Source organism: Thioalkalivibrio sp. K90mix (assembly GCF_000025545.1).
GTDB lineage: Bacteria > Pseudomonadota > Gammaproteobacteria > Ectothiorhodospirales > Ectothiorhodospiraceae > Thioalkalivibrio.
On the sequence record NC_013889.1, the window covers coordinates 303,402 to 318,130 of the forward strand.

Genomic DNA, 14,729 nt, shown 5'->3' on the forward strand with positions numbered 1-14,729 from the left:
GAGCGTCCCTCAATTCCCTCCCGAATGCAAGGAAAAACAGAACGGGTCCGAGTGGCCGCGGCATGCCCATCGAAGGGCTGTTCGACAGGGGGTTGGGGGCGTGTTCCAATAATTCGCTCGTCTTGTCTGGAACCCGTTATTCATGCGCAGTCCCTTCCTCCCGTTGTTTGTTTTTCTCGGGTTGGTATTGCTCGAGATCTTCGGCTTCGCCTGGGTGGGCGACGCCGTCGGGGCGCTGGCCACGGTGGCGCTGGTGATCGCGACGGCCGCGGCGGGTCTGCTGCTGTTTCGTCTGCAGGGGTTCTACCACTGGCGGCGCCTGCAGCAGAGCCTGGCCCGAGGCGAGATGCCTGCGCGCGGGCTGGTCGAGGGCTGGCTGCTGATGTCGGCGGCGGTCCTGCTGCTGTTGCCCGGGTTTTTCACCGACGCGGCGGGCTTCGTGTTGCTGGTGCCGCCGCTGCGGCGCTGGGCGGCCGAGGGCATCCTGCGCCGGGGCATGATCCGGGCGCGGGCGAGTGGCCCGGGTGCGGCCGGGCCGGGCGACCCGATCGAAGGCGAGTTCCGCCGCCATGACGCCGGTGACGAATCTGCCTCCGACGAACGTCTGGACCACGACGACCGCCGCTGAGAATTCTCCTTCCCCGTGCCCTTGACTCGGCTCGGTGTGCCCCTATTATTAGCACTCGTTCGGGGTGGGTGCTAACAGGGCGCCTACCCGACATCCTCCAACCTGTTAAGAACATCGATATAAGGAGTTCGCACCATGAACCTGCGGCCTTTGCACGATCGCGTCATCGTGAAGCGTATGGAAGAAGAGCGCACCAGCCCCGGCGGCATCGTGATCCCGGACTCGGCGGCCGAGAAGCCGATTCGCGGCGAGGTGATTGCGGTTGGTAACGGCAAGATCCTGGAGAGCGGCGAAGTCCGCGCCCTGGACGTGAAGGCCGGTGACAAGGTGCTGTTTGGCAAGTACTCCGGCACCGAGGTCAAGGTCGAAGGCGAAGACGTCCTGGTGATGCGCGAAGACGACATCATGGCCGTGATCGAGGGCTAAGCCCCGCGCGATCCGCCCCTATCCCCATTTTTTGCAGGAGTAGAACGAGACATGAGTGCTAAAGAAGTCCGTTTTGGTAACGACGCCCGCACCCGCATGGCCAAGGGCGTGAACACTCTGGCCAACGCCGTGAAGGTCACCCTCGGTCCGAAGGGCCGCAACGTGGTCCTGGACAAGGCCTTCGGCGCCCCGACCGTGACCAAGGACGGTGTGTCCGTGGCCAAGGAGATCGAACTGGATGACAAGTTCGAGAACATGGGCGCCCAGCTGGTCAAGGAAGTCTCCTCGCAGACCTCCGACGCCGCCGGTGACGGCACCACCACCGCAACCGTGCTGGCCCAGTCCATCGTCCGCGAAGGCATGAAGGCGGTCACCGCCGGCATGAACCCGATGGACCTGAAGCGTGGTATCGACAAGGCCGTGAAGTCCGCGACCGAAGAGCTGAAGAAGCTGTCCAAGCCGTGCACCGAGCACAAGGCGATCGCCCAGGTGGGCTCGATCTCCGCGAACTCCGATACGGCGATCGGCGAGATCATCGCCGATGCGATGGACAAGGTCGGCAAGGAAGGCGTGATTACCGTCGAGGAAGGTTCCTCGCTGGAAAACGAGCTGGATGTCGTGGAAGGCATGCAGTTCGACCGCGGCTACCTGTCGCCGTACTTCATCAACAACCAGCAGAACATGAGCGCCGAGCTGGACGACGCCTACATCCTCCTGTTCGACAAGAAGATCTCGAACATCCGTGATCTGCTGCCGATCCTGGAAGGCGTGGCCAAGTCCAACAAGCCGCTGCTGATTATCGCCGAGGACATCGAGGGCGAGGCCCTGGCCACGCTGGTGGTGAACTCCATGCGCGGCATCGTGAAGGTGGCCGCCGTTAAGGCCCCGGGCTTTGGCGACCGCCGCAAGGCCATGCTGCAGGATATCGCGGTGCTGACCGGCGGCCAGGTGATCTCCGAAGAGGTCGGTCTGTCGCTGGAGAAGACCACGGTGGAAGACCTGGGTCGTGCCAAGAAGGTGCAGGTGACCAAGGAAAACACCACGATCATCGATGGCATGGGTCAGAACAAGGACATCAAGGCCCGCGTCGACCAGATCCGTACCCAGATCGAGGAAGCGACCTCCGACTACGACAAGGAAAAGCTGCAGGAACGCGTGGCCAAGCTGGCCGGCGGTGTTGCGGTGATCAAGGTCGGTGCCGCCACCGAGGTCGAGATGAAGGAGAAGAAGGCCCGCGTCGAGGATGCTCTGCACGCCACGCGTGCGGCCGTCGAGGAAGGCGTGGTCCCTGGCGGTGGCGTGGCCCTGCTGCGTGCCTGCGCGGCGATCGCCAAGCTCAAGGGTGAGAACGACGAGCAGACCGCCGGCGTGAACATCGCTCGTCGCGCGATGGAAGAGCCGCTGCGCCAGATCGTCTACAACACCGGCGAAGAGCCTTCCGTGATCCTGAACAAGGTCCTGGAAGGCAAGGGCAACTACGGCTACAACGCCGCGTCCGGCGAGTTCGGCGACATGATCGAGATGGGGATCCTGGATCCGACCAAGGTGACCCGTTCCGCGCTGCAGAACGCCGCGTCCGTGGCCGCCCTGCTGATCACCACCGAGGCCATGGTGGCCGAGCTGCCGAAGAAGGACGACGGCGGTGCCGGCGGCGGCATGGACGACATGGGTGGTATGGGCGGTATGGGAGGCATGGGCGGCATGATGTAAGCCGCTCGGCCTTTTGTTACGCCAAGCAACAGGAGACCCCGCTGCGGCGGGGTCTTTTTGTCTGGGGCGCGCCAGGCTGTTCTTGTGCACCGGAACCCACAAGTAATCTGTGTGTCCTTAAGGGAACAAGGTTCTTGGTGAGGTTGGCGTTTTTATGGGCAGGTAGTTGCCCTGGCCAGACAGAAGAAGGGAGTCGCCTGATCGCAGACAGGTGTTTCCTTAATGTGACAACGTTGTGATGCCGATACAATTCTTGACTGGAATGCGTGCAAAACCGGAAAGCATGTGCCACTATCAAGCTGCTGTAGAGGGCTTGGCGCTCGCTGCTCCAGATTCCGGTCGGGAGTCAACCGTTCGGCAACGCGCTTGTCTCTGATCAGTCGTCGTTTGTTTTTACAAGGAGGCTATGAACATGAATCACAAGCTGGTTAAGAATATTCTGGCCGCGTCCGTGGCCACGCTGCTGATCGGTACCGCGAGCCAGGCAGTGGCTCAGGAGCCGCCGGCGGCCAACGTCACCGACCGTAGCGGCAATGTCGTGATGGACCGCTCCGGCGAGTGCGTGCGTACCCGCTCCTGGGCACCGGAAAACGTGCGTCATTCCGAGTGCGCCGGTTACATCCAGGAAACCGCAGAGGCCCCCGAGCCGGATCCGGCCCCCGAGCCCGAGCCCGAGCCCGAGCCCGAGTTTGAAACCACCACGCTGAGTGCGCAGGCCCTGTTCGACTTCGACAGTGCCGATCTGCGTCCGGAAGGCCGCGATGCCCTGCGCGAACTGGCCCGCAGCCTGACCGCCGATGACGTCGAGTACAGCTCGGTGCTGGTCGAAGGTCACACCTGCACCATCGGCCCGGCCGACTACAACCAGGGCCTGTCCGAGCGTCGCGCCCAGTCCGTGGCCGACTTCCTGGCCAGCGAAGGTGTGCGTGAAGACGACATCCGCACCGTGGGTTACGGTGAGGACCGCCCGACCGCCGACAACTCCACCCGCGAAGGCCGCGAGGCCAACCGTCGCGTGGAAGTGACCTCCGACGTGCGTCAGCGCGCCGACTAAGGTCTCCATACCTGTCGGTATCCGGCCATCGGTCCGTCCGATGGCCCGGGAATCAGGCCCCGCTTCGGCGGGGCCTTTTTTATGAAGGGCAGTGGAGCACTGGTCGTGTGGTGGTGGCGCGGGGGTCGTTAAGCTTCGGTTAAGCCTCTCGTCCTAGACTGAGTCCAAAACCGGAGGACCGTACCAATCATGAATCTGCATACGTTCAAGCTGCGCAAGGGCATCCGGCTGGCCGGCCTGACGGTCGTCCTGGTGCTCGGCGGCATGTTGCTGTCTGGCGCCGCCTCCGCGCACGGGATCGAGCGGGCCACGGATCTGCAGTCTCTGGCGCAGAATGGGGACGGCAAGCCGACCCTGATCATGTTTGCCTCGACCAGTTGCCCCTACTGTGACCGGGCGGAACACCAGCACCTGGGTCCGATGAGCGAGGACGCGAGCTACGAGGGTATCCATATCCGAAAGGTCATCCTCGACCGTGAAGAGGTGCGCGACTTCGACGGCCAGGTGCGCCGCGGCCATGAACTGGGCCGTGCCTACGGGGCGCGTGTGGTCCCGACCATCATGGCCTTTGACGCCGAGGGCAATCCGGTGGGCGAGCCGCTCGTCGGTATCCCCAACGAGCAGCTCTACCGCAGCCAGATTCGTCAGCGCATCCAGCAGGCCATCCGCCACAACGGGGGATCAAGCTAGCAAGGCGTTGACCTCGCTACTCCAGCGCTGGTCAGCGTTCGATCCGGTAGATCAGGTCCACGGTCTGCTCGGTGGTGCCGGAGGAGGTCTCCAGCGTCAGCCGCCGGCTGAGCTCATAGCTCAGCAACACCCTCGAGGTGTTGTCGAACAGGCCCACCGAGTAGCGCAGCAGCAGGCGTGGGGACAGATACAGCCCCAGGGTCAGGGCGCTCTCCTCGATGCCGCCTTCGGTATCAATTGTGACCTCGTCCAGCCCCAGCTCCGTCCCGATCCGCTGGGTGATCAGCGCGCTTTGCTCCAGTCCGTAGGCGGCGGCTGCCGAGGCGATCATGTTGCCGTCCGACTCCGAAGCCCCCGACAGCGGTCGTCCGGTCAGTAGGAAGGCCATGGCCTCTGTCTCGTCCATCGCGGGTTCCGAGAAGACCCTTGAGCGCAGGTTGTCCGGGGTCCCGCCGATCTCGAGCCCGACCGTCACGTTGTACTCGCGTACCGTGCGCACGGCGCGCAGGTCCAGTTCCGGTGTTTCCGCGGGCCCCTGGAACAGCAGGATGCCCCGGTCGACCCGCAGATCCTGGCCGTAGGCATTGAAGCGGCCCTCGGGGATGCGGATCTCCCCGAACAGCTGGGTCGGGCGCCCGGCGATCTCCTCGACATCGACCTCGCCGGCAAAGCGGGCGGTAAGCCCATGGCCGTCAAAGCGCACGTCGTCACCCAGCCGGATGCGGATGCGGATGTCCGTCTTCAGCGCCTGTGCCTCTTCCAGTTCCTCACCCAGGATGATCTCGTCTCCGGAGACCCGGATCGCACCCGGGGGCAGGTCCGGTGGGCGGATCCGGGCCCAGGGCAGCAACACCTCCCCGCGAACGCGGATGCCGTCCTCGGGGGTGAACACCAGTTCCAGGTCCGGGGTGATCGTCGCCTCGGCGTCCACTCGACTCACGGCGAGGAAGTCTTCTCCACGCAGTTGCATCTCGGCACGCGGCCCATCGTCCCCCAGGTCTACGCGACCCGCGAGGTCGATGGCACCATCGCCTGATTCCAGTCGCCCGTCCAGGGTCATTTCCTCGGCGGAGACGACATTGGCGGTGACCTCGGGGATCAGGATGTCGATCCCGGCATCCGGGATCAGCACGCCCCCGTCGGTGAAGCGCACAGCGCCCTCGACCAGCGGGGCGTCCAGGCGTCCGCCGAAGGTCAGCCGGGCATCGAGCACGCCGCGAAGGCGCTGGATGTCGGGGCTTGCCGCCGCAATCCAGGAGAGATCATCGAGGCGGGCCTCGAGGTCGCCATCGATGCGCATATCGTCGCCGTCGGGGCGCAGTTCGAGGGTCGCGCGTGCAATACCGCCATCGAGAAAACCGAGCCGAAAACCGACATCCACGTCGCGGTCGCGTACGCGCGCATCGAGGTAGGCGTCGCGATAGGGCACATCCTGCAGCTCCCCATCCTCGTCGCGCACCATCAGACGCCCATCCGTCGGGCGCACGGCCAGGTCCGCGTCGATACGCCCCTCGCCATCCAGGCGGCCACTGGCCTCGGCATTGATTTGCCCCTCGATGCCCAGTTCAGGCGGCAACAGAGGCTCCAGCCAGCCAAGCTCCAGGTCCTCCAGTAGTGCACTGAAGTCTCCGCCCGTCGCCTCCTGCCAGCGACCTTCTGCGCAGATGCGCCCGCCTTCCCGCGTCAGGCACAGGCGCTCGAGGCGTGCGGACTCCGGGCCGCCTTCCAGGGCGACCGGGGCGGGCAACGACCAGTCGCCCGCCTGGGGTTGCGTCATATCCAGGCGGGTTAGTCGACCGCTCCAGTGCGTAGTCTCGAGGTCGAAGCCTCCCGTCAGCGCCAGTGCCAGTGTCCCCAGTTCCTGACCGTCTACGTCCAGATCCAGGCGATGATCATCGATGGTCCCCGTGGCGCCGAGGCGCACGCTGGCCAGGTGGATCCCGGTGGCCGGCTCCAGGTCCTCCAGCCGCAGGTCCAGCCGGGCGGGGGCATCTTCTGCGAGCCCGGCCTCGGCACTCAGCTGAACCCGTGCCAGCGCAATGTTTCCCAGTCGGAGCCCGGCACCGTCGCCCTCGGCCGCTACCTGTGGCGCCTCGGGCGATCCGGTGACGTGCGCGTCCAGGTTCAGTTGTCCCGCAAGGTCGGGCCATAGCTGGTGCAGTTCCGGGGCGTCTACCCGCAGGCGGAAATCCAGTACCTCGGTCCAGCGGCCCTGTGCGCTCAGGGTGTTGGCGCCGAGTGCCAGCTCCAGCTGTTCGACGGTCAGGGCATCGCCTTCCAGCTCGGCCCGGCCGTGCCCTTCGACCGGCTGCTCGCGCAGGGTGCCGGTCAGGCGTTCCAGTTCAGCTTGCAGATGCAGTACGCCATCCTCGGCCTGCCGGCCGCGGGTGGTGAGTGTCAGGTCGAGGCGGCCCGGCGCCTCGGGCGTGATGATGGCCGGGTCCAGCGCCTCGGCCTGCAGCGCGAGGTCCCAGTCGAGACCCTCGGCCCAGCCCACATCCCCTGCCAGATCCAGGCGCCCGCCGTCGTCCATCGCCAGGCGCAGGCGATCGATCCGGGCGCCGGTCTCGGTCAGGTCCACGCGCCCGTCGCCGGTCACGCCAATGCCATGACTTTCGGCCCGCAGGGGGTCCAGGTGCAATTGGGCCTGGAGCTGTCCCGAGGCGGGGGTATAGCGACCGGATACGGCAATGCGCAGCTGCTCCAGGTGGCCTTCCAGCTCCTCCTGCAGGCGAGCAAGATCCGGTGCGGTCAGTGCCAGATCCATTTCGAGATCCAGCGCGTGCTCCGGATCAGCCAGGTCCCCGCCCAGCCCCGCGGCCTGACCGCTGAGGGTAGCCGTCAGGGCGTCTTCGTCGACGTTGAGTTGGCTCTCGCGCAGGCGAGCCGTCCCGTCCGCGAGTGTCAGGCCCAGCTGCCCGGTCAGGACATGGTCCTCGAAATAGCCTCGCAGTTCGTGGATGTCGATCGCGGCTTCCAGGGCCGCGAGTGGTGTTTGTTCGGTATCCAGCGGGAGGCGGCCCTGCAGGTTGGCCCGCAGGCGTTCCAGGCCGGCGTCCATTTCCAGACCCAGGGGGGTGGGGTCGAGGTCGTCGAGCGCCAGTTGCAGGTCCCAGTCGAGGGCCTCGTCGAAACGGACGGGTCCGGCGAGCGTCAGCCGGCCAGCCCCGGAATCCAGCCTCAGTGTCTCGATCTCGGCCATGGACAAATCGCCATGGGCTTGTAGCACGAGTTCGATTGCGGGCAGTTCGTCCAGCCGGGCGCCGCCATCCAGGCCCAGCGACCAGTCGCCGGGCTCGCCGGAGGCATGGAGCCGTCCCGTGGCGACATGCGCGGTCCGGTCCGGGGCGATCCGGTAGGCGAATGGGGTCCAGGTGGCCTCGACGTCGAAGCGCGGGTCCCCCAGCGCATTGACCACCTCGGCCTGCAGGGTCAGATCCACTCCGGCGCTCAGGGCATGATGCAGCCGCAGGCGCTCTCGCAGGTGTCCGTCCAGGTCCAGCCGTCCCTGTGCCTCACTGGTATCGAGGCCTTCGGCCACCGCGTCCGGAAGGGGCGCGGTCCAGGTGCCCTGGGCGGTCACCGCGTAGTCGCCTTCGGTCTCGACCCGCGCCTGCAGTTGCGCCTGGATCTCCGGCATGTCCAGGTCGAGTTGCTGGAGTTCGATCAGGGCGCCACTGGCGCGGGCCCGGGCCGCGATCTGCGTGATGGCGACGAGGGGCGTGCCTTCGCGGTACACCCGCAGGTCGCTCAGCAGGACATCCTCCAGTTGTACGGCCAGCGGGAGGCGGATCGCATCGGGCAGTTCGAATGGCTCCTCGTCGTCATCGATCGCCTCGGGCGGCAGGTCGATCAGCAGCCCGGTCGCGTGAACGACCGGGATCCTCAGCTCGCCGCGCAGGCCCGCGCGGGCGTCGATGCTCAGGAGGCCCTCGTCCAGTTCGATGTGAGGGCCGTCCGGCAGCGACAGGTAGAGGCCGTGGATTGCGAGTTCGGTGAACAGCGTGCCCTCGACGCGCTCGATGCGCAGATCCACCGGGGCGTGTCGCTCGGCCTGCTCGGCCAGCCAGCGCGTGCCATTCTCGGAGGCCAGCAGCGCGACCACGGACCCCACTGCGAGGACCAGGAGCAGCAGGACCCCGCCGATCAGCCACAGCAGTGCCTTGCCCAGGCGCCTCACAGGTCCGGTCCCATGGAGAAGTGGATGCGAAAGTCGTCATCGGAGTCCGGACCGTGGGCGATGTCGACGCGGATCGGTCCCACCGGCGAGCGCCATCGCACGCCCATGCCGACACCGTAGACCGGGTCGAACTCGGTCCATTCGTTGACGACGTTGCCGGCGTCCACGAACGCGGCGGCGCTCCAGTTGCCGCGTACCGGGATGTCGTACTCCAGGCTGCCGACCACCTTGTGGCGTCCGCCGATCACGTCGCCGTCCTCGTTGGTCGGGCCGACCTTCTGGTAGCCGTAGCCGCGGATGCTGGCGTCCCCGCCGGCGAAGAAGCGCAGGGAGCTGGGCAGGTCGCGGACCGAATCCACCTCGGTGAATCCGGCATCGGCGCGGGCCAGGACCCGTCCCGGGCCGATGGCACGTACGAACTTCCCACTGGCCAGTACCTGCGCGAACGAGGTGCTGGACAGCAGTTCTTCCTGGGCCCCCTGCACGGTGATGTCGAAGCGGTAGCCGCGACGCGGGGTCATCGGGTCGTCCGCCTCCATGCGGCCGATTCGGTAGGAAGGGATCAGCAGACGACTGCGGTCCGTTTCCTCGCCGACGGTGTAGTCCTCGTACTCGTAGCGCAGGCCCTCAGTGGTCTGCCAGCCGCCGGTTCGCTGCAGCACGCGGTTGGCCCCGACCTGGAAGCGGTCGGACTGCTGGGTATCGGTGTCCTCGGTGCGGTAGGTTGTGAACAGGTTCAGCTGCTCGCGCAGCGGGTCGCGCAGCGGTATCGCGTAGTTGAAGCCCACACCGGAGCGCACCGGCGAGGCCTCCAGCTCTGCGTGATAGCGATGGCCGAGCTGGTTGGCGTAGCGATTCTCGAAACGAAAGCGCAGGCGCGGGCCAATGTCGGTGGAGTAGCCGATGCCGGCCTCGTAGCTGTGCCGCCGACGGGGTTCGAACTCGGCCACGATCGGGACGTGTCGGTCCTCCGCCTGGTCGCGCAGGGGGCGTACCCGTACGCCGGAAAAGTACCCCGAGTCATTCAGGTTTCGCTGCAGCGCGATGATCTGCGAGGAGCTGTAGGGATCGCCTTCCTCGAACGGGATCATGCGTTCGACGAACTCCGGCGCCAGGATGTCCTGGTCCAGCGTGACCCGGCCGATGCGGTAGCGATCCCCCGTATCCATGTGCAGCCGGATGGTCGCGGTGCGGTTCTCGCGGTCGACCTCCAGGCGGCGGGTGTGCAGGTCCGCGTCGAAATAACCGCGATCCGCCGCAATCCGTGTCATGCGATTGCGCAGGGTGTCGTAGCGGTCATGACGCAGGACATCACCTTCCTGGATGTCGGTCTGGCTGAGCACGGCCTCGAACGCCAGATCGCCGACCCCCTCGCCAGTGACCTGGATGTCGATGGTTTCCACTGTGGTCGGAGGGCCGGGGTCGAACGTCAGGTGCAGGTCCCAGCAGCCGTCGTCGTCGTGTTCCAGACTCAGGTCCAGTTCCGCGTCGTAATGGCCGACGGCGCGCAGGGCATTGCGGGCACGCTCCTTTGTATCGCGCAGCAGGCGGCGCTCGCGAAAGCCGGGCAGGTCGCAGGGCTGACGCGCCAGGTTGAGGCTGTTGCGAATGTTCTCGCGCTGGAACTCCGTGCCGCCTTCCAGCACCAGACCCGGTACCGGGCCATCGTCCTCGTCGGCCGCCAGGGGAAACGCCAGCAGCACCAGGAGGATCCCGATCCATCTCACCTGCCGAACCGCGTGCGCATGCGACAGGGAAAACGGATGCGGGCGAGAGAAAAGGGTCATGAAACGATGATACCGGCTACCCGCGTGGATTCGGCAAAGAGCGCGTCCCTATCAGTGTCCCGTACGCGGGTACGAGTTCCCCGGCAGGGTGAGAACTAGACGCTCGGGCAGTCCACTCCGCTCCCGCGCGAGAACACCACCAGATGGGTGAAGTCCAGGCGCAGGCGCACATGCTCGCCGATCACGAAGTTGTCGTGACTGGGTGCCATGCACAGCACGCTGATCCCGTCGGGTAACTTCAGGGTGTAGAGAAAGTCGGCCCCGCGGAAGGCCTTGTCGAGGATCTCGGTTTGCACCGTACCCTGTTCGTTGTCGATGGCGATATCGTCGGGGCGTACCAGCACGTCCACTGCGGTGCCGGGCGGGAGATGTTCGGACATCGAACCCTGGAGCTCGCCAAAGGCGGTGTCCACGCGATCTTCGGTGCAGACCATGCCGGGGATCAACGTGCCTTCCCCGACGAAATTGGCGACAAAGCGGTCCGCGGGGCGGTGATACAGGTTGTAGGCGGTATCCCACTGGGCAATGCGCCCCTGGTTGATGACCGCGATGCGGTCGGCAAAGGCGAATGCCTCGTGCTGGTCGTGGGTCACCAGGATCGCGGTGGTGTGCTCCGCGCGCAGGATGCGGCGCACCTCGCGGGCCAGGTCACCGCGCAGCTCTACGTCCATGCTGGAGAAAGGTTCGTCCAGCAGCAGGAGCGCGGGTTTCGGCGCCAGGGCGCGTGCCAGCGCGATGCGCTGCTGCTGGCCGCCGGACAGGGCGTGCGGATAAGCCTCGCCGTACCCGGGCAGGCCCACGAGTTTCAGCAGCGTCTGCACGCGATCGGCGCGCGCATCGCGGCTCCAGTCGCGAATGCCGAAGGCGATGTTGTCAGCGACACTCAGGTGTGGAAACAGCGCGAAATCCTGAAAGACCATGCCGACGCCGCGGCGCTCAGGGGGCACCGTATGCCCGGGCTCGCTGACGGCGCGTCCGCCCAGATGGATGGCCCCGCGCATCACCGGTTCGAAGCCCGCAATCGCGCGCAGCAGGGTGGTCTTGCCGCAGCCGGAGGGGCCCAGCAGGCAGCCGATCTGCCCCTCGGGCAGGGCCAGCGAGACTCCGTGCACCACGGCCTTGCCGTCGTAGCCGATGTCGATATCGTCGAGTTCCAGCAGCGGCGTGTGGGCGACCTGGATGGCGGCGTTGGAGGTGGCGGCTTGTGTCATGTCAGGTCGTACCGGCAGGCATGGGAAGCGGTTTTTGCGGCGCATCGGCCTCGGCGTCCGGGCGCTGGTTGGGTGCACCCTGACCAGGCCGCGAGCGGCCGATGGTCATTGACAGAAGGATAACGGGAACCAGTCCGACCAGCACGATGGCCAGTGCGGCACTGGAGGATTCGGCCAGCCGCTCGTCCCCGGCCAGCTCGAAGGCGCGCACGGCGAGGGTGTTGAAGTCGAACGGGCGCAGAATCAGTGTCGCGGGCAGCTCCTTGAGCACATCGACAAAGACCAGCAAGAGCGCCGTCAGTAGCGTGCCGCGCATGATCGGCAGGTGCACGCGGGTCAGGGTCTGCAGCGGTCGCATGCCCAGCGAACGGGCGGCGTCGTCCATGCTCGGCTGGATCTTGCCCAGGCCTGCCTCCACCGTCTGCAGCGAGACCGCGAGAAAGCGCACCGCGTAGGCGAACAGCAGGGCGAACACGGTGCCGGACAGCAGCAGCCCGGTCGACAGCCCGAAGGTGTCGCGCATGAAGCCGTCCAGGGCGTTGTCGAAGGCGGCGAACGGGATCATCACCCCAATCGCGATCACCGTGCCGGGGATCGCGTAGCCCATGCCCGCCACGCGTACGGCGAGGTTGGTGAACGGGCCGCCCTGCATGCGCTTGGCATAGGCCAGTACCAGGGCCAGAACCACGGCGATCACGGCCGCGGCGACCGCCAGCCAGAAGGTGTTGAACACCAGCTCGGCAAAGCGGGCGTTCATCCAGTGGTCGGTGGTTTGTGCCGCCCAGATCGAAAGTTGCGCGGCGGGCAGCAGGAAGCCGAGTACCACCGGCAGCAGGCAGGCGGTGAACGCCGCCGCGGCCTTCCAGCCCTGCAGGCGATAGCGCGGCAGGGTGGAATAGCGGCGGCTGGTGTGATGGAAGCGGGCCTTCGCGCGCGACCAGCGCTCCAGCACGATGAGTATGAACACGAAGGTCAGCAGCACCGCCGAGAGCTGCGCGGCGGCGGCCGGGTCGCCCAGCCCGTACCAGGTGCGGAACACGCCGGTGGTAAAGGTGCTGATGCCGAAGTAGGCGACCGTGCCGTAGTCCGCGAGCACTTCCATCAGCGCAAGGGTCAGCCCGGCGATGATCGCTGGGCGGGCCAGTGGCAGGGCCACGCGGCGAAACCCGCCGAAAGGACCCTGACCCAGCGTGCGCGAGACTTCCAGCACGCAGACCGACTGCTCCAGAAACGCCGCGCGGCTGAGCAGGTACACATACGGGTAGAGCACCAGCATCAGCATGACCATCGCCCCGCCCAGCGAGCGGATCTCGGGAAAGAAGTACTCCCCGTAGCCCAGCCCGGTCAGGTCACGAATCAGGCTCTGCACTGGCCCGGAGAAGTCCAGCATGCCGGTATAGGTGTAGGCAATGATGTAGGCCGGCATCGCCAGCGGCAGCATCAGCGCCCACTGGAAGATCCCGCGTCCGGGAAACTCGCACATGCTGACCAGCCAGGCGACCGGAACCCCGATCAGCAGCACCCCAATGCCGACGCCGACCACCAGCGCCAGGGAGTTGGTGACGTAATCGGCCAGTACCGTCTGGCGCAGGTGTTCCCAGACCTCGCCTGCCGGGATGAATACATGCCCGAAGATCACGAGCACCGGGAGCGCGAGCACCAGCGCCACCGTGATCGCCACGACCGACCACAGACTGAACGATAGTCGCGGTCTGCCCCAAGAAATGGTTCGCGTAGCGGGCAGGGCTGGGTTGGAGGGCTGGGCGCTCATGGAGTGCGAATAATAAAGGTTCTTGTTTCGAATACCACCAAGACCGCTCCCCCATTAAAGGCTTCGCAGAAACAGCAAGCCCCCGGGCGGAGCCGGGGGCTTGCGAAACGCGTGGGCCCGAAGGGCATCAGCGCCAGCGTACGCGGTCCATGATTCGCACTGCCTCGCTGTTGTTGTCGCCCAGCAGGTGCAGCTCGATGTCGTCGGACTTGAACTCGCCAAAGCCCTGCAGGATCTCGCTGGCCGGCACATCATCCCGGATCGGATATTCCTGGTTGGCCTCGGCGTACCACTCTTGCGCCTCCTGCGAGGTGAGGTACTCGATCAGGCGGATGGCGTTGTCGCGGTTCGGGGCATGCGCCGTCACGCCCGCACCACTAATGTTCACGTGTGTACCGCGGTCGTCCTGGTTGGGCCAGAAGACGCCGATCTGTTCGGCGACATCGCGGTCGCTGCCGTCGCCGTCGAGCATCAGCCCCAGGTAGTAGGTGTTGGCGATCGCAACATCACAAACCCCGTCGGCCACTGCGCGAATCTGGTCGCGGTCGCCGCCCTGCGGCCGGCGCGCCATGTTGTTCACGATGCCCTCGGCCCAGGCCTCGGCAGCCTCCGCGCCCTCGGTCGCGATCATCGCGGCCACCAGCGACTGGTTGTAGACGTTGTCGGACGAGCGGATGCAGATGCGGCCTTCCCATTGCTCGTCGGTCAGGGCCTCGTAGGTGGACAGGTCATCCGGATCGACCCGGTCCTTGTGATAGAGGATTGGGCGCGCGCGCAGCGACAGGCCGTACCACTCGCCTTCGGGGTCGCGATAGCGCTCTGGGATGTTCTCGTTCAGCGTGTCGGATTCCACAGCCTGCAGCACACCCGCCTGCTGGGCGTGGTGCAGGCGGCCGGCGTCCACGGTGATCAGCACGTCCGCGGGCGAATTGCGCCCCTCGTGACGCAGGCGCTGCAGCAGGCTGTCGGCACTGCCGGTGACCAGGTTGACCTTGATGCCGGTCTCCTCGGTGAATTGCTCGAGCAGGGGCTGGATCAGGTTCTCCTGCCGCGCCGAGTAGAGATTGACTTCGTCTTCGTCAGCCGGGCTGCAGCCGACCAGGGGCATGGAGACGGCCACGGCCGCGGCGGCCATCACCAGCCAGGAAAGGGGGCGAAACGACATGCTGAATCTTCCATCGATTGTGAATTGGACGAGAACGATTGTTATTTGTGTTCTCATCCTTGTCAACGATTTTCTGCGGCCGGTTCGGGTTTTGAGTCGCGCCGTGT

General features: G+C 66.0%; 10 protein-coding genes. 5 read left to right on the plus strand and 5 right to left on the minus strand.

Translation table 11 applies throughout. From position 1 onward, the window contains the following. Positions 1-142: 142 nt before the first annotated feature. From TK90_RS01405 to TK90_RS01425, 5 genes are all read left to right on the plus strand, one after another. Entirely contained in the window at positions 143-628 is a 486-nt protein-coding gene (locus tag TK90_RS01405; protein WP_012981704.1) for an FxsA family protein, read from the plus strand. 135 nt (positions 629-763) lie between these two features. Continuing rightward, positions 764-1,054 carry a co-chaperone GroES gene (gene groES / locus TK90_RS01410; protein ID WP_012981705.1) on the plus strand — a complete coding sequence of 97 codons (291 nt, stop codon included), beginning with the start codon at positions 764-766 and terminating at the stop codon, positions 1,052-1,054. A gap of 51 nt (positions 1,055-1,105) precedes the next feature. Beyond that, a complete protein-coding gene (gene groL, locus TK90_RS01415) occupies positions 1,106-2,764 on the plus strand; it encodes a chaperonin GroEL (protein WP_012981706.1) in 1,659 nt (552 codons plus the stop codon). Positions 2,765-3,176: 412 nt separating this feature from the next. After that, entirely contained in the window at positions 3,177-3,818 is a 642-nt protein-coding gene (locus TK90_RS01420) for an OmpA family protein (RefSeq protein ID WP_012981707.1), read from the plus strand. Between the two features lie 189 nt (positions 3,819-4,007). Continuing rightward, the gene (locus TK90_RS01425) at positions 4,008-4,508 is read left to right on the plus strand and encodes a thioredoxin fold domain-containing protein (RefSeq protein WP_012981708.1); all 501 of its coding nucleotides are present in this window, start codon (positions 4,008-4,010) and stop codon (positions 4,506-4,508) included. Between the two features lie 31 nt (positions 4,509-4,539). On the opposite strand, the gene TK90_RS01430 is transcribed toward TK90_RS01425, so the two are convergent. The 5 genes from TK90_RS01430 to TK90_RS01450 all read right to left on the minus strand — a co-directional run bounded on the left by TK90_RS01430 (position 4,540) and on the right by TK90_RS01450 (position 14,622). Next, positions 4,540-8,688 carry a translocation/assembly module TamB domain-containing protein gene (locus TK90_RS01430; RefSeq protein WP_012981709.1) on the minus strand — a complete coding sequence of 1,383 codons (4,149 nt, stop codon included), beginning with the start codon at positions 8,686-8,688 and terminating at the stop codon, positions 4,540-4,542. Beyond that, the gene (locus tag TK90_RS01435; protein ID WP_012981710.1) at positions 8,685-10,475 is read right to left on the minus strand and encodes an autotransporter assembly complex family protein; all 1,791 of its coding nucleotides are present in this window, start codon (positions 10,473-10,475) and stop codon (positions 8,685-8,687) included. The genes TK90_RS01430 and TK90_RS01435 overlap by 4 nt, the downstream gene beginning before the upstream one ends. Positions 10,476-10,570: 95 nt before the next feature. After that, the gene (locus TK90_RS01440; protein WP_012981711.1) at positions 10,571-11,686 is read right to left on the minus strand and encodes an ABC transporter ATP-binding protein; all 1,116 of its coding nucleotides are present in this window, start codon (positions 11,684-11,686) and stop codon (positions 10,571-10,573) included. A gap of 1 nt (position 11,687) precedes the next feature. Next, a complete protein-coding gene (locus tag TK90_RS01445) occupies positions 11,688-13,457 on the minus strand; it encodes an iron ABC transporter permease (RefSeq protein WP_012981712.1) in 1,770 nt (589 codons plus the stop codon). Between the two features lie 127 nt (positions 13,458-13,584). Next, entirely contained in the window at positions 13,585-14,622 is a 1,038-nt protein-coding gene (locus tag TK90_RS01450; protein ID WP_012981713.1) for a Fe(3+) ABC transporter substrate-binding protein, read from the minus strand. Positions 14,623-14,729: the final 107 nt, after the last annotated feature.